At 71.9% G+C, this 24,102-nt stretch carries 21 protein-coding genes and 1 pseudogene; 8 read left to right on the forward strand and 14 right to left on the reverse strand.

The window, feature by feature from the left end:
• Nucleotides 1-142: 142 nt before the first annotated feature.
• The 3 genes from mtnB to ACFWBW_RS30300 are packed head-to-tail and all read right to left on the reverse strand — an operon-like array spanning nucleotide 143 to nucleotide 2,033.
• On the reverse strand, nucleotides 143-742 hold the full coding sequence (mtnB, locus tag ACFWBW_RS30290; RefSeq protein WP_385379067.1) for a methylthioribulose 1-phosphate dehydratase: 600 nt from the start codon (nucleotides 740-742) through the stop codon (nucleotides 143-145).
• Nucleotides 739-1,452, reverse strand: coding sequence for an acireductone synthase (gene mtnC / locus ACFWBW_RS30295; protein WP_385379070.1), 714 nt, complete (start codon nucleotides 1,450-1,452; stop codon nucleotides 739-741). The genes mtnB and mtnC overlap by 4 nt, the downstream gene beginning before the upstream one ends.
• The gene (locus tag ACFWBW_RS30300; RefSeq protein ID WP_385379073.1) at nucleotides 1,449-2,033 is read right to left on the reverse strand and encodes an acireductone dioxygenase; all 585 of its coding nucleotides are present in this window, start codon (nucleotides 2,031-2,033) and stop codon (nucleotides 1,449-1,451) included. The genes mtnC and ACFWBW_RS30300 overlap by 4 nt, the downstream gene beginning before the upstream one ends.
• Nucleotides 2,034-2,299: 266 nt before the next feature.
• Between ACFWBW_RS30300 and ACFWBW_RS30305 the strand changes: the two genes are divergently transcribed.
• The 4 genes from ACFWBW_RS30305 (at nucleotide 2,300) to ACFWBW_RS30320 (ending at nucleotide 6,825) form a co-directional block, all read left to right on the forward strand.
• Nucleotides 2,300-2,398: a putative leader peptide gene (locus tag ACFWBW_RS30305; protein ID WP_385379076.1), complete on the forward strand. Its 99-nt coding sequence runs from the start codon at nucleotides 2,300-2,302 to the stop codon at nucleotides 2,396-2,398.
• A 360-nt stretch (nucleotides 2,399-2,758) separates the two neighbouring features.
• A complete protein-coding gene (locus ACFWBW_RS30310; protein ID WP_385379079.1) occupies nucleotides 2,759-5,110 on the forward strand; it encodes an arylsulfatase in 2,352 nt (783 codons plus the stop codon).
• Nucleotides 5,111-5,279: 169 nt separating this feature from the next.
• Nucleotides 5,280-5,411 (forward strand): putative leader peptide, encoded by a 132-nt coding sequence (locus ACFWBW_RS30315; RefSeq protein ID WP_385379082.1) that lies wholly within the window; start codon nucleotides 5,280-5,282, stop codon nucleotides 5,409-5,411.
• Between the two features lie 304 nt (nucleotides 5,412-5,715).
• Entirely contained in the window at nucleotides 5,716-6,825 is a 1,110-nt protein-coding gene (locus ACFWBW_RS30320; RefSeq protein WP_385379085.1) for an aliphatic sulfonate ABC transporter substrate-binding protein, read from the forward strand.
• 1 nt (nucleotide 6,826) lies between these two features.
• Here the strand turns inward: ACFWBW_RS30320 and ACFWBW_RS30325 are convergent, their stop codons facing one another.
• Nucleotides 6,827-7,750: an AraC family transcriptional regulator gene (locus ACFWBW_RS30325; RefSeq protein WP_385379087.1), complete on the reverse strand. Its 924-nt coding sequence runs from the start codon at nucleotides 7,748-7,750 to the stop codon at nucleotides 6,827-6,829.
• A 96-nt stretch (nucleotides 7,751-7,846) separates the two neighbouring features.
• On the opposite strand from ACFWBW_RS30325, the gene ACFWBW_RS30330 reads away from it, so the two are divergent.
• Nucleotides 7,847-8,569 (forward strand): SDR family oxidoreductase, encoded by a 723-nt coding sequence (locus ACFWBW_RS30330; RefSeq protein ID WP_385379090.1) that lies wholly within the window; start codon nucleotides 7,847-7,849, stop codon nucleotides 8,567-8,569.
• Nucleotides 8,570-8,594: 25 nt separating this feature from the next.
• Here the strand turns inward: ACFWBW_RS30330 and ACFWBW_RS30335 are convergent, their stop codons facing one another.
• The 3 genes from ACFWBW_RS30335 to ACFWBW_RS30345 all read right to left on the reverse strand — a co-directional run bounded on the left by ACFWBW_RS30335 (nucleotide 8,595) and on the right by ACFWBW_RS30345 (nucleotide 11,454).
• Nucleotides 8,595-10,058 carry an oxygenase MpaB family protein gene (locus tag ACFWBW_RS30335; RefSeq protein ID WP_385379093.1) on the reverse strand — a complete coding sequence of 488 codons (1,464 nt, stop codon included), beginning with the start codon at nucleotides 10,056-10,058 and terminating at the stop codon, nucleotides 8,595-8,597.
• Nucleotides 10,055-10,741, reverse strand: a complete 687-nt coding sequence (gene uppS / locus ACFWBW_RS30340; protein ID WP_382739587.1) for a polyprenyl diphosphate synthase — start codon at nucleotides 10,739-10,741, stop codon at nucleotides 10,055-10,057. The genes ACFWBW_RS30335 and uppS overlap by 4 nt, the downstream gene beginning before the upstream one ends.
• A gap of 275 nt (nucleotides 10,742-11,016) precedes the next feature.
• A complete protein-coding gene (locus ACFWBW_RS30345; RefSeq protein WP_385379097.1) occupies nucleotides 11,017-11,454 on the reverse strand; it encodes a SpoIIE family protein phosphatase in 438 nt (145 codons plus the stop codon).
• A 191-nt stretch (nucleotides 11,455-11,645) separates the two neighbouring features.
• Here ACFWBW_RS30345 and ACFWBW_RS30350 point away from each other — a divergent pair, with 191 nt between their 5' ends.
• The 3 genes from ACFWBW_RS30350 to ACFWBW_RS30360 all read left to right on the forward strand — a co-directional run bounded on the left by ACFWBW_RS30350 (nucleotide 11,646) and on the right by ACFWBW_RS30360 (nucleotide 15,484).
• Nucleotides 11,646-12,923 (forward strand): Nramp family divalent metal transporter, encoded by a 1,278-nt coding sequence (locus ACFWBW_RS30350; protein ID WP_385379099.1) that lies wholly within the window; start codon nucleotides 11,646-11,648, stop codon nucleotides 12,921-12,923.
• Nucleotides 12,924-13,122: 199 nt separating this feature from the next.
• Nucleotides 13,123-13,965: an alpha/beta hydrolase family protein gene (locus tag ACFWBW_RS30355; RefSeq protein WP_385379102.1), complete on the forward strand. Its 843-nt coding sequence runs from the start codon at nucleotides 13,123-13,125 to the stop codon at nucleotides 13,963-13,965.
• Nucleotides 13,966-14,083: 118 nt separating this feature from the next.
• A complete protein-coding gene (locus ACFWBW_RS30360) occupies nucleotides 14,084-15,484 on the forward strand; it encodes a carboxylesterase/lipase family protein (protein ID WP_385379105.1) in 1,401 nt (466 codons plus the stop codon).
• A 13-nt stretch (nucleotides 15,485-15,497) separates the two neighbouring features.
• On the opposite strand, the gene ACFWBW_RS30365 is transcribed toward ACFWBW_RS30360, so the two are convergent.
• From ACFWBW_RS30365 to ACFWBW_RS30395, 7 genes and pseudogenes are all read right to left on the reverse strand, one after another.
• Nucleotides 15,498-16,646 (reverse strand): PucR family transcriptional regulator, encoded by a 1,149-nt coding sequence (locus ACFWBW_RS30365; protein WP_385379108.1) that lies wholly within the window; start codon nucleotides 16,644-16,646, stop codon nucleotides 15,498-15,500.
• A 104-nt stretch (nucleotides 16,647-16,750) separates the two neighbouring features.
• A pseudogene (locus ACFWBW_RS30370) lies at nucleotides 16,751-17,491 on the reverse strand (AMP-binding protein); the annotation flags it as partial.
• A gap of 43 nt (nucleotides 17,492-17,534) precedes the next feature.
• Nucleotides 17,535-18,965 carry a dihydrolipoyl dehydrogenase family protein gene (locus ACFWBW_RS30375; RefSeq protein WP_385379111.1) on the reverse strand — a complete coding sequence of 477 codons (1,431 nt, stop codon included), beginning with the start codon at nucleotides 18,963-18,965 and terminating at the stop codon, nucleotides 17,535-17,537.
• A gap of 40 nt (nucleotides 18,966-19,005) precedes the next feature.
• Nucleotides 19,006-19,413 (reverse strand): thioredoxin family protein, encoded by a 408-nt coding sequence (locus tag ACFWBW_RS30380; protein WP_385379113.1) that lies wholly within the window; start codon nucleotides 19,411-19,413, stop codon nucleotides 19,006-19,008.
• Nucleotides 19,414-19,727: 314 nt separating this feature from the next.
• Nucleotides 19,728-21,167, reverse strand: a complete 1,440-nt coding sequence (locus ACFWBW_RS30385) for an aldehyde dehydrogenase family protein (RefSeq protein ID WP_385379116.1) — start codon at nucleotides 21,165-21,167, stop codon at nucleotides 19,728-19,730.
• 158 nt (nucleotides 21,168-21,325) lie between these two features.
• Complete coding sequence (locus ACFWBW_RS30390) at nucleotides 21,326-22,525, reverse strand: thiolase family protein (protein ID WP_385379119.1); 1,200 nt, start codon at nucleotides 22,523-22,525, stop codon at nucleotides 21,326-21,328.
• 420 nt (nucleotides 22,526-22,945) lie between these two features.
• Nucleotides 22,946-23,992 carry a LacI family DNA-binding transcriptional regulator gene (locus tag ACFWBW_RS30395; protein ID WP_385379120.1) on the reverse strand — a complete coding sequence of 349 codons (1,047 nt, stop codon included), beginning with the start codon at nucleotides 23,990-23,992 and terminating at the stop codon, nucleotides 22,946-22,948.
• Between the last annotated feature and the right edge of the window lie 110 nt (nucleotides 23,993-24,102).

The following is a 24,102-nucleotide window of genomic DNA, read 5'->3' on the forward strand; positions in this document are numbered from 1 at the left end:
CAGGCTTTCGCCCGGTGCGGCGAGAGCGCGTGCCAGGCGTCGCGAGGCAGGCGGGAGTTTGACGACAGGCCCTAGGGCGCTCCCCGGACGGGGAGCGCCCTCGGCGCGGCGGGCGACGCGGCGTATCGGGTGGTGTGACGTATCAGCCCGTCGCCAGCTCCAGTTCCAGGAGCCATTCCACGATCTCGGTGTGGTGGCGGGCCTGGCGGGGCGAATCGCCCCACGCGTACAACCCGTGTCCCGCCACGACCACGGCCGGCATCCGCGGATCGCGGGCGGCCTCCAGCCGGTCTCCGAGCACCCGCATGTCCTGGCTGTTGGCGATCACGGGCAGGGTGATCTCCTCCCCCTCCGCCGGATGGCCGACGCCCTTGAGCATCTCCAGGTCCTTCAGCACGATGCCGCCCGGCTGCTTGCGCCCCATGAGGACGGAGGCGACCGTGTGCACGTGTACGACCGCGTTCGCACCCGTCAGCCGGGCCACGCGCGCGTGCAGCTCCGCTTCGGCGGACGGTTTGCCGCCTCGCACCGCGGCGCCCCGTTCGTCCACCAACACCACGTCTTCGGCAGCGAGTTCCCCCTTGTCGTGACCGCTCGCCGTGACGGCCAGCCGGAACGGGTCGCGGGAGAGGAGCACCGAGAGGTTGCCGGAGGTGCCGCGCATCCAGCCGAAGGAGGCGAAGCGTGCCGCCTCCGCGGCCAGTACCGCCCCGGCCTGCTCCAGGTCTGTCACCGTCGTCACGCCCCGCTCCCCACCGCGTCGATGTCTTCGAAGGTCCGGGCCTCCGCATGGCCCCGCAGGCCCTGCTCGTAGTACGGCTCCCCGGGCCGCCGCACGCCCACGGCCCGCCATCCCGCCGCCCGGGCGGCGTCCAGTTCGCCCGGCCGGTCGGAGAGGAACAGCAGCCGGTCCGGGTGGATCCCGGTGTCCGCCGCGATCGTGCGGTAGGACGCGGCCTCTTGCTTGGGACCCGCGTTCTGTGTGTCGTACCAGCCGCTCACGAGGCCCCGCAGATCGCCCTCGGGGCTGTGCCCGAACCATGCCCGCTGCGCCGTGACCGATCCGGACGAGTACACGTAGAGCCGTGCGCCCGCCGCGTGCCAGCGTCTCAGCGCGGGCACCACGTCCGCGTAGAAGTGCGAGACGAGCTCACCGCGCGCGAACCCTTCGGCCCACAGCACACCTTGAAGCGCCTTCAGCGGCGTCAGCTTCCGGTCCTCGTCGAGCCAGGCGTTCAGCGCCTGCTCGATCCGTGCCGGGCCCGCCTCCGGCTCGCCCAGCTCCGCCCGCACCTGGGAGAGGGCGCGGGCCACCTCCGGCTCCTCGGACCGCTCGGTGATCAGCGCGCCGAACCGCTCGCGGGCGTACGGATAGAGGACCTCGACGACGAACCCGGTGGCGCTCGTGGTCCCCTCGATGTCCAGGACGACGGCGTCCGCTCCCCGACTCACGCCGCGTCCTGAGCCGTGATCGTGTCGAAGTCGGGGAAGCGCCGTGCGATCCCGCTGCCGGTGAAGGTGCCGATCCAGCCGTCCTCCTCGTGGAAGAAGCGGATCGCGGTGAAGGCCGGCCGGGTGCCCATGTCGAACCAGTGCGTGGTGCCCCTCGGTACGCCGAGGAGGTCGCCGCGCTCGCACAGCACGGCGTGGACCTCACCGTCCACGTGCAGGTAGAAGATGCCGGAACCCGCGACGAAGAAGCGCACCTCGTCGTCGTCATCGTGCGTGTGTTCCTCGAGGAACTTCTCCCGCGCGGCCTTCGCCTTCTCGGCGAATCCGGGGTCGTCGCCGGGGTGCAGGGCGACCACGTCGACGGTGGCGAAGCCCTCCTCCAGGGTCAGCCGGTCTATCTCGGCCCGGTAGGCGGTGAGGACGGCTTCGCCGTCGGCGTCCACCGGAACGTCGTCGCGTACCGGCCACTGCTCGTAGCGGACCCCGAGGGGTGCCAGTGCGGCGGCGATCTCGGCGGGTTCAGAGGTACGGCGGACAACGGTCCCGGGGCCGCTCTCCGGCCAGGTCGTCAGTAGCGTCACGGAATGCTCCAGGGATGGAAGGGCGGGGTGCGGGGGTGCGGCCCCCCTGGCCCCGGGCCGATTCTCGCCTCCTGTTGTTGCCACAGCGTGGCGGCAGCATGGCACGTGCTCCTGGGGCCCGGCCCAGGGCACGGGGGATCGGCCGGGGCGGTCGTCCTCCTGCCAGACCGGTCGATCCGGATGTGGTGTTGGTGCACGGGATGTGCGGCGATCCGCTACGAACAGTGGCGTTTGACCAGCCATCGGGTGTCTGACAATCTGCGCCCATGACCCCGACCGTGCGGCTCTTTTCCCGCAGGCATGTCGACCTTTGCCGACATGCCAGTGCGATCTGTGCCGTGCCGTCGCCGGGCTGTCCTCGCTGATTTCGATGTCAGCCTGAGCCGGGACAAAGCCCCGGACGCAGCCCCCGGCACGGTCCCGGCAGACGGGGCCTCCCGGTGTGACGCGGCTGCCAAGCCTCGTCCCGCGCTCGGCACTCCTGACCGGACCGCTGCGAAGCCGCTCCGCCTGCCATGCACGCTCCTGCCCACCCGCTCGTGCGCCTGAGCCGGCCGGCCCCGGATGCCCTCCGCACATCGCAGTGACGCGCCGCGGACGGGGCGGCCGAGACCGGTCCCGCCGACGAGGTCTGCACCCGTCCCGCACCCCCTGCGTCCGCACCCTGGTCGCTGCCGTCCCTCGTCCCCCGCTCTCCGCCCTCCGCCTCGAAGGAGCTCCACCCCGTGACCAGCCCGACCACCCCCACGCCCCCCGCCACCCCGAACCGCCGTGATCCCTACGAAGGGTTCGCCGGACGGGTGGGCCGTACCTTCGCCGAGTCCGCGCCGTCCTGGCCGCCGCCGCGCCGGCCCGCGGGCGGCCGCGCCCCGAACGTCGTCGTGGTCCTCGTCGACGACATGGGCTACAGCGACATCGGCCCCTTCGGCTCGGAGGTCCCCACCCCCGTACTCGACGAACTGGCCGAAGGCGGCCTCCGCCTGGCCAACTACCACACCATGCCGCTGTGCTCCCCCGCCCGCGCCGCACTGCTCACGGGTCTCAACCCGCACCGCGTCGGGTACTCGACGGTCGCCAACTTCGACCCCGGTTTCCCCGGCTACGGCATGGAGGTCGGCGAGGACATCCCCACCCTGGCAGAGCTCCTGCACGACGCGGGCTACGCCACCTACGCCGTCGGCAAGTGGCACCTGACCCGCGACTCGGCCTCCAACGCCGCCGACGACCGGCGCAACTGGCCCCTGCAGAAGGGCTTCGACCAGTACTACGGCGTACTGGAGGGCCTGACCAGCCTCTTCCACCCGCACCAACTGGTCCGCGACAACAGCCCGCTGGACATCGACGAGCTGCCCGACGGCTACTACTACACCGACGACATCACCGACCAGGCCATCTCGATGGTGAAGTCGCTCCGCGCACACGACCCCGACAAGCCGTTCTTCCTCTATGTCGCGCACAACGCCGTCCACGGCCCCCTCCAGGCCAAGCCCGCGGACATCGCACGTCAGCGCGGGCGCTACGACGGCGGCTGGGACGCCCTTCGCCGGACCCGCTTCGCCCGCCAGATCGCCGACGGCCTCTTCCCGGAGGGGACCGCCCTGCCGGACCGCAACTCCGAGGCCGGCTTCGACGTAGGCCCCTGGGACGAGCTGACGCCTGATCAACAACGGCGCTACGCGCGCTACATGGAGGTGTACGCGGCGATGGTCGACAACATCGACCAGAACCTCGGCCGACTCACCGAAACCCTGCGCGCCCTCGGCGAACTCGACAACACCATCATCGTCTTCACCTCCGACAACGGCGGAACCGGAGAAGGCGGCGCCGAGGGCACGCGCAGCTACTTCAGCCGCTTCGTCCACCAGCCCGTCCCCGACGACTGGAACGAGGACGTGGACCGGGACACCGAGCTCATCGGTGGCCCGCAGAGCCTCGTGCACTACCCGCGCGGCTGGGGCATGGCCTCCAACACCCCCTTCCGGCTCTACAAGGGCCAGACCTACGCGGGCGGCGTGCGGGTGCCGTTCGTCATCTCCTGGCCCGAGGGCCTGCGCCGGTCCGACGGTGATTCCGGGGTCCGGCAGCAGTACCAGTACGTCACCGACATCACCCCCACCCTCCTTGAACTCACGGGCGTACGGCGCCCGGAGCTGCGGCACTCGCGGCCCGTCCAGGAACCGGACGGCGTCAGCTTCGCCCCCGTCTTGCACGACGGGCGGGCCCCCAGCGCCCACACCGAGCAGTACTGCGAGATGTCGGGCAACCGCAGCTACTACCGCGACGGCTGGAAGCTGGTCACCCTCCACCGGCCCGGGACACCGTACGACGACGGCGAATGGGCGCTGTACGACCTGCGCAGCGACCCGACCGAAACCCTGGACGTCGCCCGGGACCGCCCGGAGGTGGTGAAGGAGCTGGCAGCGGCCTGGGAGTCGGCGGCCTGGCGCAACGGTGTCTTCCCCCTCGCCGACGGCAGCGGCGCACTCGCCCGTCGCAACCCCGCCGAGGAACGCTTCCACCGGCCCCTCACCCTGCTGCCGGGCACGCCCGAGCTGGAGCGCTACCGCTCTTCCCGGCTCATCTCCTTCCGCTCCTTCGACATCACCGTCGAACTCGACGAACACGCCGCCCCGGACCAAGGTGTGCTGGTCTCGCACGGCGACCAGGGCGGCGGGTACAGCCTGTACGTGGAGGACGGGCGGCTGCGGTTCGCCTACAACGAATACGGAGAACTGCACGAAACCGACGCCGGCCCGCTGCCCGCGGGCCGCCGGACGATCACGCTCTCGGCCGAGGCGGTGGAGGGCCTGCGCTGGGAGTTCCGCATCCTGCTCGACGGTGTGGAGACCGGCCGGTCGGCCAGCGTGCACCAACTCATCGGCATGGCCCCGCTGCAGGGCATCAGCGTGGGCGTGGACCGCAAGTCCCCGGTCTCCTGGCCGGTCTACGAACGCCACCGCAGCTTCCGCTACACCGGCGGCCTGCGCTCGGTGACCTACACCCCCGGCCAACAGGCGCCCTACGAACCCGCGCTCGTGGCCCGCGCGCTGCGGGAGGCGGCCGCCGCGTTCGAGTGACGAAGGCTGCCCGCGGGTCCGGGAAATCTCCGCGAAGGCGGCCCGGACCCCGGCCGGCGGCGCCGGGTCACTGCACGAGGCGGTTGCCCCGTCGCAGCACGTGCTCGTCCATCATGTGGGCAACCCCTTGGGCGGTGGACTCCCGCCTGTCAAGATTCCTGTCAACCAGATGTGGAATCCAGGGAGTTGCGAGGTGGCCGTGCGAACACCGCACCAGGCGCGCCCTCTGCTGCCTGCTCTTACGGCCCGTCGGTACATCGACCTGGTCCGGACGTCCAGCGCCATCTGTCAGCCTGCCTGACGTCACCCGTAGGGCCTTGCTCCACGCGCAGTGAACCGCTGTGCGCTGTGCCTTCCCGCTCCCCATCGACCGGGCAGCCCCTCGGCGGACCTCACCGCCCCGCGCCGCCTTCGCACGCGACCTGCGATGTACGGCGGGGCGACGCCGACTCCGCGGCACATCCTCGGCACGTTTCCCTCTCTCGGCCTGCTACGGCGTTCCACCACCGGCGGCCGGGAGCGGGTGCGTGTGCCGTGCGTGTCGACGACGTCGCGTCGCCTGTCTCCCTGTCTTCCTGACGCCCACCCCGTGAAGGGACACCTCCGTGTCTGCCGCCAGACCGCACATCGCCCTGCGAGCCATTGCCGTGACAGCGGCTCTTCCTCTGCTGCTCACGGCCTGCGGCTCCCGTGTCGAGGCGAAGAAGGAGGACGGTGGAACCAACCTCGCCGCCGATGCCGGCAGGAAGCTGTCGGCCTCCGAGGTCCGCATCGGCTACTTCCCGAACCTGACCCACGCCACCGCGCTGGTCGGTCTCCAGGAAGGCCTGATCGCCAAGGAACTCGGCGCCACCGCCATCAAGCCGCAGTCCTTCAACGCCGGCCCCTCCGAGATCGAAGCCCTCAACGGCGGCTCTCTCGACATCGGCTTCATCGGGCCCTCCCCCTCGATCAACGCCTACGTGAAGTCCAAGGGCTCCAACCTGCGGATCATCTCCGGCTCCGCCTCCGGCGGCGTCAAGCTCGTCGTGAACCCGGCGAAGATCAAGACCCTGGACGACCTCAAGGGCAAGAAGATCGCCACCCCGCAGAAGGGGAACACGCAGGACGTCGCGTTCCTCAACTGGATCTCCGAGAAGGGGTGGAAGGTCGATCCGGAGTCCGGCAAGGGCGACGTCTCCGTCGTCCGCACCGACAACAAGGTCACCCCCGTAGCCTTCAAGCAGGGCTCGATCGACGGCGCCTGGGTCCCCGAGCCCACCGCCTCCAAGCTCGTCTCCGAGGGCGGCGAGGTCCTTCTCGACGAGGGCTTCCTCTGGCCGGAGAACAAGTTCGTGATCACGAACATCGTCGTGTCGCAGAAGTTCCTCAGGGAACACCCCGACGTGGTCGAGGCCGTTCTGCGCGGCACGGTGAAGACGAACAGGTGGATCCGCTCCCACCAGGACGCGGCGAGGGCCTCCGCGAATGCCAAGCTCGCGGCGGACACCGGTAAGCCTCTCGACCCGGAGGTCATCAACCCGGCGTGGCCCAGCTTCACGGTCACCGACGACCCGCTGGCTGCGACGCTGAAGGAGCAGGCCGCCCACGCGGTCAAGGCCCGGCTCATCGAGCAGCCCGACCTGAACGGCATCTACGACCTGCGGCTTCTGAACAAGGTGCTCAAGGCGGCGGGCAGGCCCGAGGTCTCCGACGCCGGTCTCGGCGCCAAGTAGGTCAGTAGCTCGCCCTGGACCGCCGATATGCCCCGGGCGGGGCGCCGAAGTGTCGCTTGAATGCCTTGGCGAACGCGAATTCCGAGGTGTAGCCGGCCTTCTCGGCCACGGCGGTCAGCGGGTCGGCCGTCTCGCGCAGCATCCGCGCCGCGACGGCCATCCGCCACGTTGTCAGGTAGCCGAGCGGCGGCTCTCCGACCACCGTGGTGAACCGCCGGGCGAACGCGGCGCGCGACAGCCCGGCCCGGCTCCCCAGCGATTCGACGGTCCACGGATGCGCCGGGTCGTCGTGGATCGCTTTCAGCGCCGGGGCGATCAACGGGTCGTTTAGCGCGGAGGCCCAGCCCTGTGTCTGCTCCCTGGGCAACTCCGCGTACCAGGAGCGCAGGATGTAGAGGAGCAGCAGATCGACGAGCGCCGTGACCACCGAGTCCGAACCCGGCTGGGGCTGGTGGATCTCGGCGCAGAGCTGGTCGACCGCCGAGCGCAGCGCCGGATGGCGACCGGGGCTCGCCGGGAGGTGGATGACCACCGGGAGGTCGCCGAGCAGCGGATGCGGCCGGTCGATGTCGAGGTGGTAGGCCCCGCACACCAGCACGGTGCGAGCGCCGTCGCCCTCGACGGCGAAACGCCCGATCGGCGAGGAGGTGTCGACGCGGTCGGGTTCGAAAGGGACCAGCTCGCTGGTGACCGCGTCGCAGATGGCGTGATCGGTGCCGCGCCGCAGGAACACGACGTCGCCGGGGCCCAGGGCTATCGGATCGCCGCCGACCGGCACGAGAAAGCAGCGTCCTTCGACGACGACGTGAAATCCGGCTCCCGCGATGGGCTGGAAGCGCACCCCCCACGGCGCCTGCGCGTCGGTGCGGACAACAGACGGACGCCCGGTGCGCAGGGCAGCAAGCGTGTCACTGAGTATGTCCATGCGCTCACCCTAGCGGGCCGGGATCGAGACGATCAGACAGGGAATCAAGACTTGAGGCCATCCACTGTCTCCGTCGTGACACGTAGCGTCCTCTCCATGAACAACACAGCAGAAACCCAGCGCGTCGTCGTCATAGGTGGCACCTCCGGCATCGGATTCGCCGTAGCGCAGGCCGCAGCGACTCAGGGCGCGAACGTGGTCGTCGCCTCCAGCAGCCGGGACCGGGTCGACCTGGCGGCGAAGAAGCTCGGAGGCCCGGCCGAAGGCATCGTGCTGGACGTCGCCGACGACGACGCGCTCGCCGCCTTCTTCGAGCGGATCGGCGAGTTCGACCACCTCGTCTACACGGCGGGCGAGTCCCTGCTGCTGAAGCAGCTCGCCGACCTCACCGCCGGGGAATCGCGAGCGTTCTTCGAGCGGCGCTTCTGGGGTGCCGTGCTCGCCGCGAAGTACGCGACGCCCAGGCTCCGTCCCGGCGGTTCGATCACCTTCACCTCCGGCTCCTTCGCCACCCGGCCCGCCCCCGGAGCCTCGCTCGGCGCGAGCGTCACAGCGGCCGTCGAGGGCCTGACGCGAGCCCTGGCCCTGGAGCTCGCCCCACTGCGGGTCAACGCGGTCCGCCTCGGCGCGATCCGCACCGAGCTCTGGGACAGCACCGTGCCCGACCCGGAGGCCTTCCTCCACGCGCAGGGCAGCGGACTTCCCGTCCAGCGCGTCGGCAGCCCCGAGGAGGCCGCGGCGGCCTACCTCTACCTCCTGGACAACGGCTACGCGACCGGCACGGTACTCACCCTCGACGGCGGAGCCGCACTGGCCTGACCTCGGCGGTGCGCAACCGTACTCGTCAGGCGTCGGCGAGGAGGGGGTCGTACGGCGTACCTGCTCGGCGGCCGGCCATGAAGGCGACGAAGTCGCCGACGAAGTCGCTCTTGCCGTATGCGCCGTCAGCGGTGGTGAGGTCTCGGTGGAAGGCGGTACGGAAGAGGGTCCGGTACTCGTCCGCGTCGATGCTCCCGTTGCCGTCCTTGTCGGTGGCGTCGAAAAGGACCTCGGCAACGCGGATGAGTGCGGGTCCGGCGAGGGAAGGGACGGCGGTGGCGTACTCCTCGGCGCTGACGCGGCCGTCGCCGTCCGTGTCGAGGGCGGCCTGGAGTTCGCGCCACCAGGCGGCGAAGGCATCGTAGAGCCGGGTCTCCTCGGGTTCGTCCAGGTCGAGTCGGGTGGAGAGTTCGCGTGCCATGGCAGCGAGGTCGGGCCAGTCGAGGTGGCCGTCGCCCGTCTGGTCCAGCACCCGGTGGAAGAACTCCTCCGCCGAGCGTCGGTTCTTGTCCGTTCCCCCCGAGGGTGCCGGTTCGAAGTCGGCGTCGCCGCTGAGCGGTGTGAGGAGGCGGAGCAGGGCCGATGCCCGCTTCATGCGGGCGCGCAGGGCGGTTGCGGTGCGGGCGCGGGGGTCGTCGCTGTCGGGCGAGAGCGAGAGGGCTTCGATGATGCTCTCGGCGTTGATCCAGCCCTCGGGCAGGAATCGGGTGAGCCCGGCAGCGAGATAGGCGCCCTGCATGAGGGTCGCGGCGCCCGGCATCTCGGGCAGCCCGGCCCGGCGCCGGTAGGACTCGGGGAGCGAGGCGACGGTGATCGCGCCCAGGAGCGGACCGACCACGGCACGGCCGGCCGCCCACAGCGTCGGCGCGCCGTCGAGCAGCGCGGGAGCGGGAAGGTGGTCGAAGAGCCGGTAGAGGATGACGCGGGCCGCCTCGGTGTTCTCCAGCTCGTTCTCGACGACCCGGTCGAAGTACCGCCAGAAGTCGTTCAGGTCCTCGGGGAGTTCCCCGGCGTCGCCGTCGAGCGCGGCGAGGTACGCACGGTACTCGGCGTACATCCGCTCCATCGTGTCCTGGTCGAGCGGCTGGCCGCTCAGCCGGCACATGGTGACGGCGCTCTCGAAGAGGGTGGCGACCACCCAGGCGCGGGTCGCGCGGTCCATCGCGTCGTAGGCGCGGCCGCGGGAGTCGGATCCGCTCATGCGGGCGTGCAGCCGGTTGAGCCGGGCGGCCTCCCGTTCGCGTTCCGCCGGGTCGGCGCCGAACATGCGCCGCATGCTGAGGAAGGTGTTGCGCAGTCGGCGCCAGGGGTGGGTGACGAAGGTGGAGTTGTCCGCGAGGGCGGCGCCGATCTGCGGGTGAGCGGCCTCCAGGACGGTGGCTCGGATGATGGCCAAGGCCCAGCGCGGGTCGTCGAAGAAGGCGCCGAACTGCGAATTCGGCCCGAACAGCGGTGCCCCGTCGGCCGTTCCCGTGGTTTCGGTGGTCATGATGGGTCTCCGTTCGTCCGGGCGGGCACGCCGCCGAAGCGGCGGTCGCGGTGCCGGTAGGTGTGCAGGCAGGCCAGGAAGTCGGGGGCCCGGAAGTCCGGCCACAGCACCTCGGGGAAGACCCACTCGGCGTAGGCGACCTGCCAGAGCATGAAGTTGGAGATGCGCTGCTCACCGGAGGTACGGACGACCAGATCCACATCGGGGGTGTCGGGGAAGGGCAGGTGGTCCGCGAAGAGCCGCTCGGTCACCTCATCCGCAGGCGTCCCGCTGAGGATCAGCGACCTCGCGGCCTCGACGATGTCGCGGCGCCCCCCGTGGTCGAAGGCGACGGTCAGCGTCATCCCCCGGTTCTCGGCGGTCAGTACCGCCACGTCCTCGAAGTCCTGGGCCAGTGCACGGGGGATCCTCGGGTCGCTGACCCCGAGGAAACGGCAGCGGATACCGCGCGCGAGCAAGAGCGGCGCGTGCTTGCGCACGACCCGCCGCACCAGACGCATCAGGAATTCGACCTCGGTGCCGGGGCGGTTCCAGTTCTCCGTGGAGAACGCGTACAGGCTGAGCCACTCCACGCCCGCGGCCCGGGCCGCCTCGATGACGTCGATGACTGCGGCCTCCGCCGCCCGGTGACCCGCCGTACGGGGAAGCGAACGCCGTTGCGCCCAGCGCCCGTTGCCGTCCATCACACAGGCCACATGCCGCGGGCCCTCCGTCACCGCACGTGCGCGCGGGACTCCGCGGTCCGTCACGCCCGGCCCTGCCCCGTCCGGAGCGGCACGACCAGCCGTACCGTGCTCTTTCACGCCCACCCCGCCTCGCCCGATCCCCACCAGCGCGTTCCGCCCCGGAGTCTGGCAGGGCGAAAGGGCCGTGATCGGCCGAACGAGTGGCCATCACCTTTGACTCGTACGTTCGGTTCCATCCGAGTGGTGACGCAACGAACTCACGCACAGGTGCTTCAAGGTCCAGAATCGATGTGCGGGTAAGGCTTCTCCTTCGCTCTCGCTGATGCGGGCAGGGGAAGGGAGAACCAGACGGCTTTGCCCTCGGCCGTGGGCAGGGTGCCCCAGGCCTCGGCGAGGGAGTCGACCAAGAGCAGTCCCCGTCCGGATTCGGCGTCGTGCGAGGCGAACCGTGCCTGCGGGAGTACAGGGCTTCCGTCGCACACTTCGACGCTGAGTTCGCGCCCCGCCTGGCGCACTCGCAGCCTGACCGGGCCGCAGCTGTGGTTCACCGCGTTGGAGGGCGCAGCGAGGAGCAAGGGGAGGTGCCCGGCCGAGCAGACGGTCAGTTCCGCGGCGTCCGCGTCGACGACCAGGTAGCAGCAGGTGACGAACTGGTCCGGGAGTTCGCTGACCACCGCGTCGAGGGCGCGCATCAGCTGCCAGGGCGGCATCCGCAGGATAGGTGGGCCGTCCCCGTCACACGGCAGCAGTGATCTCGGGGCGTTCCACAAGGTGTCCGCGTGCGAAGCGAGCGGGCGCCGGCTCGGACCAGGGCGACCAGCGGAGGGCCTCTTGCGCGACCGCCGCCGAAGCGTTTTGGTGACTCACGTCATTCAGGGGGCGAACGGGAAGGCAGCCACAGATGGCGGACACCACGCAGACGGACACCTTGGGGAGCGAGAACCACGCTCCGCGCAAAGCGAGTTGGCGATCCATCGGCCCCGGAATCGTCGTGGCGGCGACCGGTGTCGGGGCCGGCGACCTCGTTGCCACGCTCCTCGCGGGCAGCAAGTTCGGCTACACCCTGCTGTGGGCCGCGGTCATCGGCTGCCTCGTCAAGATCTCGCTCGCCGAGGCGGCCGGCCGCTGGCACCTCGCGACCGGCCGCACCCTCTTCGACGGCTGGCACAGCCTCGGCTCCTGGACCACCGTCTACTTCGCGGGCTACGTCGTCGTCTGGGGCTTCGTCTACGGCGCCGCCGCGATGTCCTCCAGCGCGCTCCCGCTGGCCGCGCTCTTCCCGGGCACCATGGACCTGAAGCTCTGGGCCGTGCTGTGCGGTCTGGTCGGGCTGGTCTTCGTCTGGTTCAACCGGTACGCCGTCTTCGAGAAGGTCATGACCGTCCTGGTCGGCGTGATGTTCCTGGTCACCGTGTATCTCGCGATCCGCGTCACGCCCCGGCTCGACGCGGCCTTCGCCGGCCTCGCGCCCGTACTGCCGGACGGTTCGCTGGTCTACACGCTCGGGCTGATCGGCGGCGTGGGCGGCACGATCACCCTCGCCGCGTACGGCTACTGGGTGAACGCGAAGGGCTGGACGAACACGAGCTGGATGAAGGTGATGCGGCTCGACAACCGCGTCGCCTACCTCACCACCGGGATCTTCGTGGTGGCCATGCTCATCGTCGGGGCCGAGCTGCTGCACTCGTCCGGCGTGGCCCTGGCCAAGGGCGACAAGGGGCTGCTCGATCTGAGTGCCGTCCTGGAGGAGCACTACGGAAGGGCGACCGCCAAGCTCTTCCTGGTCGGGTTCTTCGCCACGTCCTTCACCTCCCTGATCGGCGTGTGGCACGGAGTGAGCCTGATGTTCGCCGACTTCGCCGCGAAGTTCCGGCCGTCCCTCGTCCCGGCCGGGACGAACCCGGCGAGGTCCCTGCCCTTCCGGGTCTATCTGCTCTGGCTCACCTTCCCGCCCATCAGCCTGCTCTTCCTGGACCAGCCCTTCGGTCTCATCGTCGTGTACGGAGTGATCGGCGCACTCTTCATGCCCTTCCTCGCCCTGACGCTGCTGTGGCTGCTCAACTCCTCGCGCACACCGGCCCAGTGGCGCAACGGCCTGCTGAGCAACGCGATGCTGGGGGCCGCCGGTCTGCTGTTCGTGGTGCTGTGCGTCCAGCAACTGTGGGAGCTGCTCCGGTAGTGCTCAGGAAGCAGCGGCGGACCCGAGCATGGCACCCCCTGCACACCCTTGCCTCTCGGCAGGTTGCACGAACTCCGGCCCCGTTGCTTGCCGCGATTGCGCAGAGACGGGCTTCGAACCGTGCTTCAGGATGTGCGATCAAACAAGGTGTGAGCCGGATGTGACATCCGGTTCACCGTGACGACATGGGGAGTCGACCGTGCTCTGGAGAAAACTGCTCGTACCTCTGGCCTCGCTCGTGCTCGTGCTGACGGCCTCCGCCGGCGCGGGTGCGGCAGCGGCGCCCACCGGTTCCGCTTCCGCAGCGGTCGCGGCCGACCACGGCGCTCCCGGCCCCTACGCCACCGCGGTGGAAGTCGGGGTCGTGACCACCCTCTACTACCCGCGGGACATCGCGACCAGCGACCGCCGCCACCCCGTGATCGTGTGGGGAAACGGCACCTTCGCCTTCCCGGTCGTCTACCGCGACCTGCTGCTGCACTGGGCCGGTCAGGGCTTCATCGTCGCGGCCGCCAACACCCCCCAGTCGAACCTCGGCGTCTCCATGCGCGCCGGCATCGACCTGCTCACCCACCGGAACGCCGACCCCGGCAGTGCCTTCCACGACCGCGTCGATCTGGAGCACATCGGCGCGTCCGGTCACTCGCAGGGCGGAGCCGCCGCCATCGTCGTCGGCGCGGACCCGCGCATCGACACCGTCCTGCCCGTCCAGCCCGGGCCGCTCGCCAACATCAACGACGTGCGCGTACCCGCACTCCTCCTGGCCGGACAGAAGGACAGCATCGTCTTCCCCTTCCTGGTCAAGGCCTTCTACGACGCAGCCGACCACATCCCGGCCGTCTACGGGGAACTCCGCGGCGCCGACCACTTCACGGTCGTGGGCGACCCCGGCCCGTTCGCCGCGCCCACCACCGCCTGGTTCAAGGCGCACTTGATGGGAGATCAGGCCGCGCGTGCCCAGTTCTTCGGGGCCGGCTGCGGGATCTGTACCGACAGCGGCACCTGGTCCGACGTCCGCCGCAACGGCCTCGTCGCCCAGTGACCCGTCCCCGAAGACTTCTTCCGCCCTGACCGGTGGCCGACCCGATCCACACGTCGCCGCCCGTCCCCGACGCCGTACGGCCGGGGGCGGGCGGCCCTCCTCACACGAAAGGACTGCGATGGATCTCATCGCGACCACCGCGCAGGGCAAGGTCCGGGGCCGTTTCCACAACGGGATCGCCACCTTCCTCGGCATCCCGTACGCAGCTCCGCCCTTCGGCCCCCACCGCTTCCGCGCTCCCGCCCCGGTCGAACCCTGGGAAGGGGTGCGAGACGCGCTGGAGTACGGGCCCACCGCCCCCAAACGCCCCTACCGTCCGCCCCTCGACCGGCTGATACCCGACCCCTGCATCGCCGGGGACGACTGTCTCAACCTCAACGTCTGGACGCCGTCCGTCGGCGAGGGCCGGCTGCCCGTCATGGTCTGGATCCACGGTGGTTCCCTGCGCAACGGCTCGGCGAGCCTGCCGCTCTACGACGGGCGCGCCTTCGCGCGCGACGGGGTGGTCCTCGTCTCCGTCAACTACCGCCTCGGCGTCGAGGGGTTCGGGGTCTTCCCCGACGCCCCCGCCAACCGGGGCCTCCTCGACCAGGTCGCTGCCCTGCTCTGGGTCCGCGACAACATCGCCTCCTTCGGTGGGGATCCGTCGAACGTCACCGTGTGCGGGGAGTCCGCCGGGGCGATCAGCGTCGCGGCCCTCATGACCAGCCCCGCCGCGGCCGGGCTGTTCCGCCGGGCGATCCTGCAGAGCGGCCCCCCGCACACGGTGTCGCGCCGCGAGGGCGCGAAGGCCGTGCGGGCGATGGCGAGGAGACTGCGGATCCCGGCCACCGCCGAGGCGTTCGCGGGCGTGGACCGGGACCTGCTGCTGGACACGCAGGCCGCCGTGGTCAACCGGTCCGACCCCATCGGCGGCGGTCCCGGGTTCCACATCGTGACCGACGACGACCTCGTGCCCGCCGACCCGCCCCTTCCCCGGGCCGACCTTCTGCTGGGCTGCAACCGGGAGGAGTACCGGCTGTGGTTCGTACCCGGCGGCACGGTGGACCGCGTCAACCGGCTCACCCTGCGGCTCGCCCTGTTCAAGTTCCGTATCCCGCAGCGGTTGGCGCGGCTGTACGGAGCCACCCGACCGCACGCCAAACCCGGTGAGCTCCTCGGGGAGATGGCCACCGACCTGCTGCTGCGGGGGCCCCTCAACCGCCTGGCCGACTCCCGGCCCGACCGCACCTTCCTCTACGAGTTCGCCTGGCGCTCGCCCGTGATGGGGCTCGGCGCGTGCCACGCGCTGGAACTCGGCTTCGTCTTCGACAACCTGCGCGCCGCCGAGGACCTGACCGGGCCGGACGCCCCCCAGCCACTGGCGGACGCCATGCACCGCGCCTGGGTCTCCTTCGCCGCCACGGGGCACCCGGGCTGGCCGGGCTGGAACGCGGACCGGCCCGTCATGGTCTTCGACCACCCCGGCTCCGGCCCGGTCCTCGCGCCCCGGCACGAGGAACTCCGTGCCTGGCTGTGACCGCTGACCGGTGTCATCCGGCGATGCCACGTTGATCCGCGGGCCCGGCCAGGTCCCTGGCGACGAGCGCCGCCTGGAGCAGCCGGGCCTGTGCGGGAACCGCGAGGTCGAGGCCGGTCAGCGTGCTCACTCGCTGCAGCCGGTAGTCAAGGGTGTTGCGGTGCACGCACAGATCCGACGCCGTCCGGCGGCGGTTGAGCCCTCTCTCGACGAACACGCGCAGCGTCTCGAGCAGGAAGGGATGCTCCTCCAAGGGGTCGAGCTTGGCCGCCAGCCGTACGAGGCCGTCCCCGGGGCGCGCGATCTGATGCTCCAGCAGCACGTCGTCGAGGCGGTAGCACCCGGGCGGGCGTCCCAGGCGCCGTACGAGGTCCAGTACGCGGCCGGCCTCCTGCGCCGCTGCCGGAACGGCGGCCGGGACGGAGGAGCGGGCAGCGGCGGCCCGCACGCTCTGCCCGACGTCCTTCTCCAGCCGGGCCACCAGGCCGGGCACGTCGGCGCTGCCCGGCAGCAGGGCGATCCAGGACACGTGGTCCATCAGCACGGGGATCCCGGTGAAGGCGTCGAGCGAGGACTGCACCAGTCTCGTCGGCGGGTCGGACTCGAACGCGAAGGCGACCACCTCGTGCTCGCCCACCACGGACACCCGTGCCACGTCGGCCAGCTCCTCGTACGGCCGTCCCGCCAGCAGGGCGCCGAGCAGGGCCCGGCGTACCCGCTTGTCCTCGCTGTGGAGGTCCTCCTGGGCGTTCTGGTGGGCGAGGACGACCGCGGGCAGCGCGGCGTGCAGGCAGGCGAGGAGCCGGCCGCCCGCTCCGGCCAGCTCGCCGGGCTCCGCGACCTCGGTCAGCGTCTGCCACCACACCTCGGCGCCGATCAGGTACGCGGTGATCACCGCTTCGAGGGGGACGCGCTCCTCGGCCCGGCGCGCCGACCACTCGATGAGCCGGGTCAGGTCGCCCGGACCCATCGGACCCGCGCCCCCGTCACGCAGGGCCCTGAGCAGCAGCGCGTGCACCGCCGTGATGGACCGCGCGACCTCGCCCTCGAGGGTGGCGCGGGGCAGCGCCCCGTAGAACGGCGCCTCCGCCGCGCAGCGCGCGACCACGACGGCGGTGAGGTCACCGACGCGTGCGGCCATCCGGGCGTGCAGGTCCGACATCGGCGCATCGTCACACCACCCCGAGCGTGCCGTCAATCGCGGCTCCCGGTCCGGCGACGGGGGCCGTGCGTGCGGCGTGTCCCCGAGCCGCTCGCGGCGCGCACTCATGCGCGGGCTTCTCGCAGCTCGCGCTTGAGCACCTTGCCGCTGGGGCCCAGGGGCAGCTCGGGGAGGAAGCGTACGATCCGCGGGTACTTGTGCTGGCCCAGGCGCTCCCGGCTCCAGGCGACGAGCTCGTCCTCGGTGACTTCGTGGCGCAGCACCACCACGGCGCAGATCTCCTCGCCCCGGGCCGGATCGGGCAGTCCGATGACGGCGACCTCGGCGACGGCGGGGTGGCGGGCGAGCACCTCCTCGACCTCGCGGGGGTAGACGTTGTAGCCGCCCCGGATGACGAGGTCTTTCTTGCGGTCGACGATGCCGAGGAAGCCGTCCTCGTCGCGCACGCCCAGGTCGCCGGTGCGGAACCAGCCGTCGACCAGGGCCGCGGCGCTCGCCTCGGGGTCGTCGAGGTAGCCGGCGAAGACGTTGTGCCCGCGGATGACCACCTCGCCGACCTCACCGTCCGGCAGGAGCGCTGTGTGCTGCTCCCGATCGGGGTCGGCGATCGCGGCCTCGACGCCCCACACGGGGTGGCCGACGGTCCCGGGGCGGCGGCCGGTGGTGCGCTGGTTGAAGGTGGCGGCCGGGGAGGTCTCGGTGAGCCCGTAGCCCTCCAGGATCTCGGTGTCGAAGGCCGTCTCGAAGCGCTCCAGCAGGGCGACCGGGAGCGCCGCGCCGCCGGAGACGCACACCCGCAGCGCCGCGGGGCGGCGGTCGTCGTCCGCGGCCGCCTCGGTGAGAGCGTGGTAATCGGAACCCCTGCAGGTGCTGCCGACCGGCGGGTACCTACCCCCGGTACTCCTCCAGCAGCCGCAGCCAGATCTCGCTGATCGTCGGGAACGCCGGAACCGCGTGCCACAGCCGCTCGATCGGCACCTCTCCGGCGACCGCGATGGTCGCCGCGTGCAGGAGTTCGGCCGCGCCCGGTCCGACGAAGGTGACGCCGAGCAGGATCTCGCGGTCCAGGTCCACCACCATGCGGGCCCGGCCCCGGTACCCGTCGGCGTACAGGCCTGCTCCGGAGACCTTGCCGAGGTCGTAGTCCACGGCCCGGACCCGGTGTCCGGCGCGCTCCGCCTCCGCGAGGGTCAGGCCCACCGATGCGGCCTCCGGGTCGGTGAACACGGCCTGCGGGAGGGCCTCCGTATCGGCGGTCGCCACGTGTGCGCCCCAACGGCCGGTGTCGAGCGGTCCGTTGCCCGCCGCTCGGGCGGCGATGACGGCGCCCGCGATCCGGGCCTGGTACTTGCCCTGATGGGTGAGCAGCGCCCGGTGGTTCACGTCGCCGACCGCGTACAGCCAGTCGATGCCCGGGACCCGGCAGCTGTCGTCCACCGCGATCCAGCCGCCCGGGGTCAGCCCGACGGTGTCCAGACCGATGTCCTCGGTGCGCGGGGAGCGCCCCGTCGCCACCAGCAGCTCGTCGCCCTCCAGCGTCTCGCCGCCTTCGAGCACCACGGCGACGGGCCCGGTCGAGCCGTCCCGTACGACGGACTCGACGGCCACGCCCGTACGGACCACCGCGCCCGCCTCGCGCAGCGCCTCGGCGACCAGTTCCCCGGCGAAGGGCTCCATGCGGGGCAGCAGCCCGGAGCCCCGTACGAGCAGGGTCACCTCGGAGCCGAGGGCCTGCCAAGCCGTGGCCATCTCCACGGCCACCACGGACCCGCCGACGATCAGCAGCCGGCCCGGCGCCGCCTGCGCCGACGTGGCCTCGCGGCTGGTCCACGGGCGGGCGTCCCCGATGCCCGGCAGGTCCGGGATCACGGCCCGGGTGCCGGTCGCGACGACGACCGCGTGCCGGGCGGAGAGCACGTGGTGCTCGCCCTCCGGGCTGGTGACGGCGACCTTGCGGACCCCGTACAGCCGCCCGTGGCCCCGGTACACGTCGGCGCCGACCGACTCCAGCCAGTCGACCTGGCCGTCGTCCTTCCAGCTCCCGGTCCAGTAGTCCCGGTGCGCGAACACCGCTGCCGCGTCCAGGGGACCGGCCACGGAGCCCGCGAGACCGGGCACCCGGTGCGCGTCGGCCCGGGCCAGCGCCGGGCGCAGCAGCGCCTTGCTGGGGATGCAGGCCCAGTACGAGCACTCGCCGCCCACCAGCTCGCTCTCGACCAGCGCCGTGCTCAGCCCGGCGGCGCGGGTCCGGTCCACGACGTTCTCGCCGGCCGGGCCCCCGCCTAGGACCACTACGTCGTACTCCACCGCTTCGCTCATCGGGCCAGTCTCACCGCACGACGGGGGGCCCGTCACGTAATCAGGCGTCCGGCGTGCCGGGCTCCTCGGTCGCGGTGCCGGCGGCGCCGGCCTGCTCGGCGGCGATCTTCGTCCGCACCTCGTCCATGTCCAGGGCCCTGGCCTGGGTGATGAGGTCCGTCAGCGCCGCCTCGGGCAGCGCGCCGGGCTGCGAGAAGATCGCGACCTGGTCCCGGACGATCATGAGGGTGGGGATCGAGCTGATCTGGAAGGCGGCGGCGAGCTCCTGCTGCGCCTCGGTGTCCACCTTGGCGAAGAGCAGGTCGGGGTTGGCCTCGGCGGCCTTCTCGTAGACCGGGGCGAACTGCAGGCAGGGACGGCACCAGCCCGCCCAGAAGTCGATCAGGACGAACGAGTTCTCGCTCACCGTCTGGTCGAAGTTCTCCTTGGTGAGTTCGACAGTAGCCACGGTTTTCCAGACCTCCAGAGTGTGGTGCCGCTCGTTTCCTTGAGCTGCTTGTTTTCCCTGAACGAACGACCGGCTCGAAGCATTCCTGACCGAGCCCGATGCACGCAATGCGCGAAATGAGCACAATGGGCCCGTGAACCACACCGGCCGCGTGAACCACACCGGCCCCGTCTCCCCCGACGGCGCCACCGCTGCCGCCGCCCCGCACACCGTGGAGTTCCTCCGCCGGCTGTGCCCCGGCGAGGACCCGGACCGTGCGGCCTGGGGGGTCCGGATCGACGGTACGGGCGGACACGGTCCTCTGGGGAGGCCCCCTAGAACGGATGCCCGCCCGGGGTGGCTCGGAGCGTGGTCCAGCGCAGCTCGGTGAAGGCGTCGAGGTTCGCCTCGCCGCCGAAGCGGGCGCCGGTGCCGGACGCGCCGACGCCGCCGAAGGGGGCCACCGCCTCGTCGTTCACCGTCTGGTCGTTGACGTGCGCGATCCCGACCGGGATCCGGCCCGCCAGGTCCAGCCCGCGCGCCGCGTCGCCGGTCACGATCCCGAGGGAGAGCCCGTAGGGGCCGGCGGTGGCCAGTTCCACCGCCTCGTCCTCCGTCGCGAAGGACCGTACGGGCGCCACCGGACCGAAGACCTCCTCCGCGTAGGCGGGGCTGTCGTCGTCGGCGCCCGCCAGCACCGTGGGCCGGTAGAAGAGGTCCTGGTGGGCGCCGCCCGCGACGAGCTTGGCGCCCTGTGCGGTGCTGGCTTCCACCAGGCCGTGGACGCGGTCCAGCTGGGACCGGTCGATGAGCGGGCCCAGGTGCACCCGCTCGCGGTACGGGTCCCCGACCGCGAGCTCCTCCGCGCGCGCGGCGAGCCTCTCCACGTACTCGTCGTAGAGCGAGGCGTGCACGAGGTGCCGGCCGGCCGTCATGCAGATCTGGCCCTGGTGGAAGAAGGAGCCCCAGGAGGCCTGCGCGACGGCCGCCTCCACATCGGCGTCGTGGAGCACGACCAGTGCCGAGTTCCCGCCCAACTCCAGGTGTGCGCGCTTGAGGTGACGGCCCGCCAGTTCTCCGACGAGCCGTCCGCTCGCGGTGGATCCGGTGAACGAGACCACCCTGACCAGGGGGTCGGTGACCACTGCCGCGCCCGTCTCGGCGCCGCCGGGCAGGACGTGCAGCAGTCCGCCCGGCAGGCCGGCCGCCGCGAACACTGCGGCGAGTGCGAGCCCGCCGCTGACAGCGGTACGGCGGTCCGGTTTGAGGAGCACCGCGTTGCCGAGGGCGAGCGCGGGCGCGACCGAGCGGATCGAGAGGATCAGCGGTGCGTTGAAGGGCGCCACCACCCCCACGACACCGACCGGTTCGCGGCGGGTGAAGGACAGCCGCGGCGCCTCGCTCGGCAGCACCTGCCCGGCCGGGCGCGAGGCCAGGGCCGCGGCCTCGTAGCACTCCTGCGCGGCGACGTGCAGCTCGAAGTCGGCCTTGCCGGGGATGGATCCGGACTCCCGGACCAGCCAGTCCCGCAGCTCCTGAGCGTGGGCGGTGAACAGGTCACCGGCCCGGCGCAGCACGGCCGCCCGCTCCATGTGGGTGGCCCGCGCCCAGTCCCGCTGGGCCGCGTGGGCCCGTACGGCGACCTCCGCGACATCGGCCGGGGCGGCCAGGTCGATGGTCGCGAGGGTCTGGCCGGTGGCGGGTTCGACGACCGGTGCGGTACCTCCGGTGAGGGTGGGTCCGTCCTGCCAGAGCGTCGGATCGAGGAGCGGCATGGCGCGGGGCCTCCGGGTGCGGGGAGCGTGGCGGCGGGGGGGTGGCGGCAGCACGCGCCATCGTGCCACCCCACCGCGCCGGAGGCATCAATTCTCTTCGTTTGCAGAGCAGTTGACGCCGGACTATGACCGGAAACGATCGACAGGCCGGAGTCGGGTCAGCGCTCCAGTACGAGGGCGATGCCCTGCCCCACACCGATGCAGAGGGCCGCGATCCCGGTACCGGATCCGGCCGCCGCGAGCTGGTGCGCCACCGAACCCGCCAGCCGGGCGCCCGAAGCACCGAGCGGGTGCCCGATCGCGATGGCCCCGCCCCGCGGGTTGACCACGGCCGGATCCAGCTCGGGCCAGGCGGCGAGGCATCCCAACGCCTGCGCCGCGAAAGCCTCGTTGAGTTCGAAGGCGGCCAGATCGGCGAAACCGCGGCCCGCCTTGGCGAGCGCGCGCTCGACCGCCTCCACCGGCCCCAGGCCGAAGAGCTGGGGCTCGATCCCGGTGACGGCAGACGCGCTGATCCGGGCCAGCGGCTCCCGCCCGGTGGCGGCGAGACCCTCCTCGTCCGTCAACAGCAGTGCTGCGGCGCCGTCGTTGAGCGGCGAGGCGTTGCCCGCCGTGACCGTGCCGGTGCCGTCGCTGCGGAAGGCGGGCTTCAGGCGCGCGAGCGCCTCCGGGCCGGATCCCTCGCGGATGCACTCGTCGCGCAGCAGATCCACACCCGCGTACGGGACCACCTCGGCGTCGTACTGCCCTGCGGCCCAGGCCGCCGCGGCCTTGCGGTGGCTCTCCAGCGCGAAGGCGTCCTGCGCCTCGCGGGTGATGCCGTGCTTGTCGGCGACGAGCTCGGCGCCCTCGCCGAGCGAACCGGCCCACTCCGCGGGCATCCGGGGGTTGGTCATCCGCCAGCCGAGCGTCGTGGACCACATCTGCTGGTGCCCGGCGGGGAAGGCGCGCTCCGGCTTCTGCACCACCCAGGGAGCCCGGCTCATCGACTCGACACCCCCCGCGATGGCGACGGAGGCGTCCCCGAGCGCGATGGCGCGGGCCGCCTGCACGACGGCTTCGAGCCCGGAGCCGCAGAGGCGGTTGACGGTGACCCCGGGCACGGTCACGGGGAGCCCGGCGAGCAGCACCGCCATGCGGGCCACGTCGCGGTTGTCCTCGCCCGCGCCGTTGGCGTCCCCGAAGACGACGTCGTCGATGCGGGCCGGGTCCAGTGCGGGCGTACGGTCCACGAGCGCGCGCACCACGTGGGCGGCCAGGTCGTCGGGGCGGACACCGGCGAGGGCGCCGCCGAACTTCCCGATCGGGGTGCGGACGGCGTCGACGACGTAGACGTCGCGGACGGTACGGATGCTCATGGAGTCCCTCCGGGGCGAACGGGAGGCGGCGCGGCACACCCGACACCACTGCCCGGCCCGGCGCACGCTCCGCCCGCGCCCGGTGGGGCGCGCCCGAAGTCTCCGTCCCCCCGACCCCTCTGTCAACGGCCCCCATCCCTCATCGGGGCCCTGGCCGGCGCCCGGCGCCGACCCCGGCCGCATCCAGCCCCGCCGGCGTTTGAGGCGCGGGGGTCCGGGGGCAGGCCCCCGGGAACGGCGCGGCACACGACCACGGCGCTTCGCTCCGGCCTCGCCGGCGTTTGATACACGGCCACGGCACCGCAGCCGGAAACGGCGGCCGACCCACGCCGCCCCCGCCCCCGCCCCCGCCCCCGGACGGAGTCCCTCAGCGGCGTCCCGGCGCCGGGGCGCCCACCCGCCCGGAGCGGCACGGCAGGCTCACGTCGAGTCCCGCGGCACCGCCACCGCGGCCATCAGGTCATGCCTGCGCACCGCTGCCGAAGGCTCCCGTACCGCCTCGTCCACCAGCGCCGCCAGCCGCTCCCCGGTCGGCATCTCGATCTGCACCGTGCTGAGCCTCGGCCGCAGCAGCCGCCCGATCAGCAGATCGTCCGCGCCCATCACGGCGACGTCCTCCGGCACCCTCAGCCCCACGTCCTGGAAGGCCCGCATCAGCAGCATCGCGTACTCGTCGTTGTACGCGAACGCCGCCTCGAGCCCGAGCGAGCCCCACCGCTCCGCCAGCTTGGCCGCCGACTCCTCCGAGTAGGCCATCCGCAGGGCCACGATCTCCGCCCCCGCCACGGACCGCGCACCCTCGAGCCGGGGCGTGGAGAACAGCTCCAGCCCCTCCTCCTCCGGCACGACCACGCCGATCCGCCGCCTGCCCCGCCCCACGAGGTGCTCCGCCGCCCGGGCGCCGACCTCCGCCTGGTCCATGACCAGCGCGTGCGCCCCGGCCACGGCTTCCGGCCCCATCGTCAGCACCGCGCGCGCCCCGGCCCGCTTGAGCGTGGCCACGTTGTGCGCGGACAGGGTGATCTCCCCGAGGGAGAGCACCGCGACCGGCCGCAGCTCGGCCCAGGCCCGCGCGGCCTCGTCACCGGTGAGGCCGAGGCTGCCGTACTGGACCACCGTGTAGTCGAGGCTGCGCAGCGCCCACTGCAACTCGTTGAGGAAGGTGCTGTACAGCGGGCCGATCGGCACGTGCGAGGTGGGCAGCAGGACGATGCGCGTGTGCCCGGCACGCAGGCTGCGGGCGGCCGCGTGGGGGACGTAGCCGAGCTCTTCGGCGGCCTCGCGCACCTTGCGGCGGGTCGGCTCGCTGATGCGTACGGCCTCCGCGTTGTTCAGGACGTACGAGACCGTCGCGCGCGACACCCCGGCGAGACGGGCGACGTCCGCGCTGGTCGGCACGGGCGGCGCCGACGGTGACGGCAGTGTGGGCGGCGTGGAAGGTGTGGGGGGCTTCGGTGACTGAGACATTGCCGTGGCATCTTTCCAGACCGTTTGTGCCCAGGGGCTAGCGGATGGCCGGAAACCAATGCTACACAGTGGTTACACGATTCACTGACACGTGTAACCAGGGCGTCACC

This window comes from Streptomyces sp. NPDC059957, from assembly GCF_042730015.1.
In the GTDB taxonomy this organism is placed as follows: Bacteria; Actinomycetota; Actinomycetes; order Streptomycetales; family Streptomycetaceae; genus Streptomyces.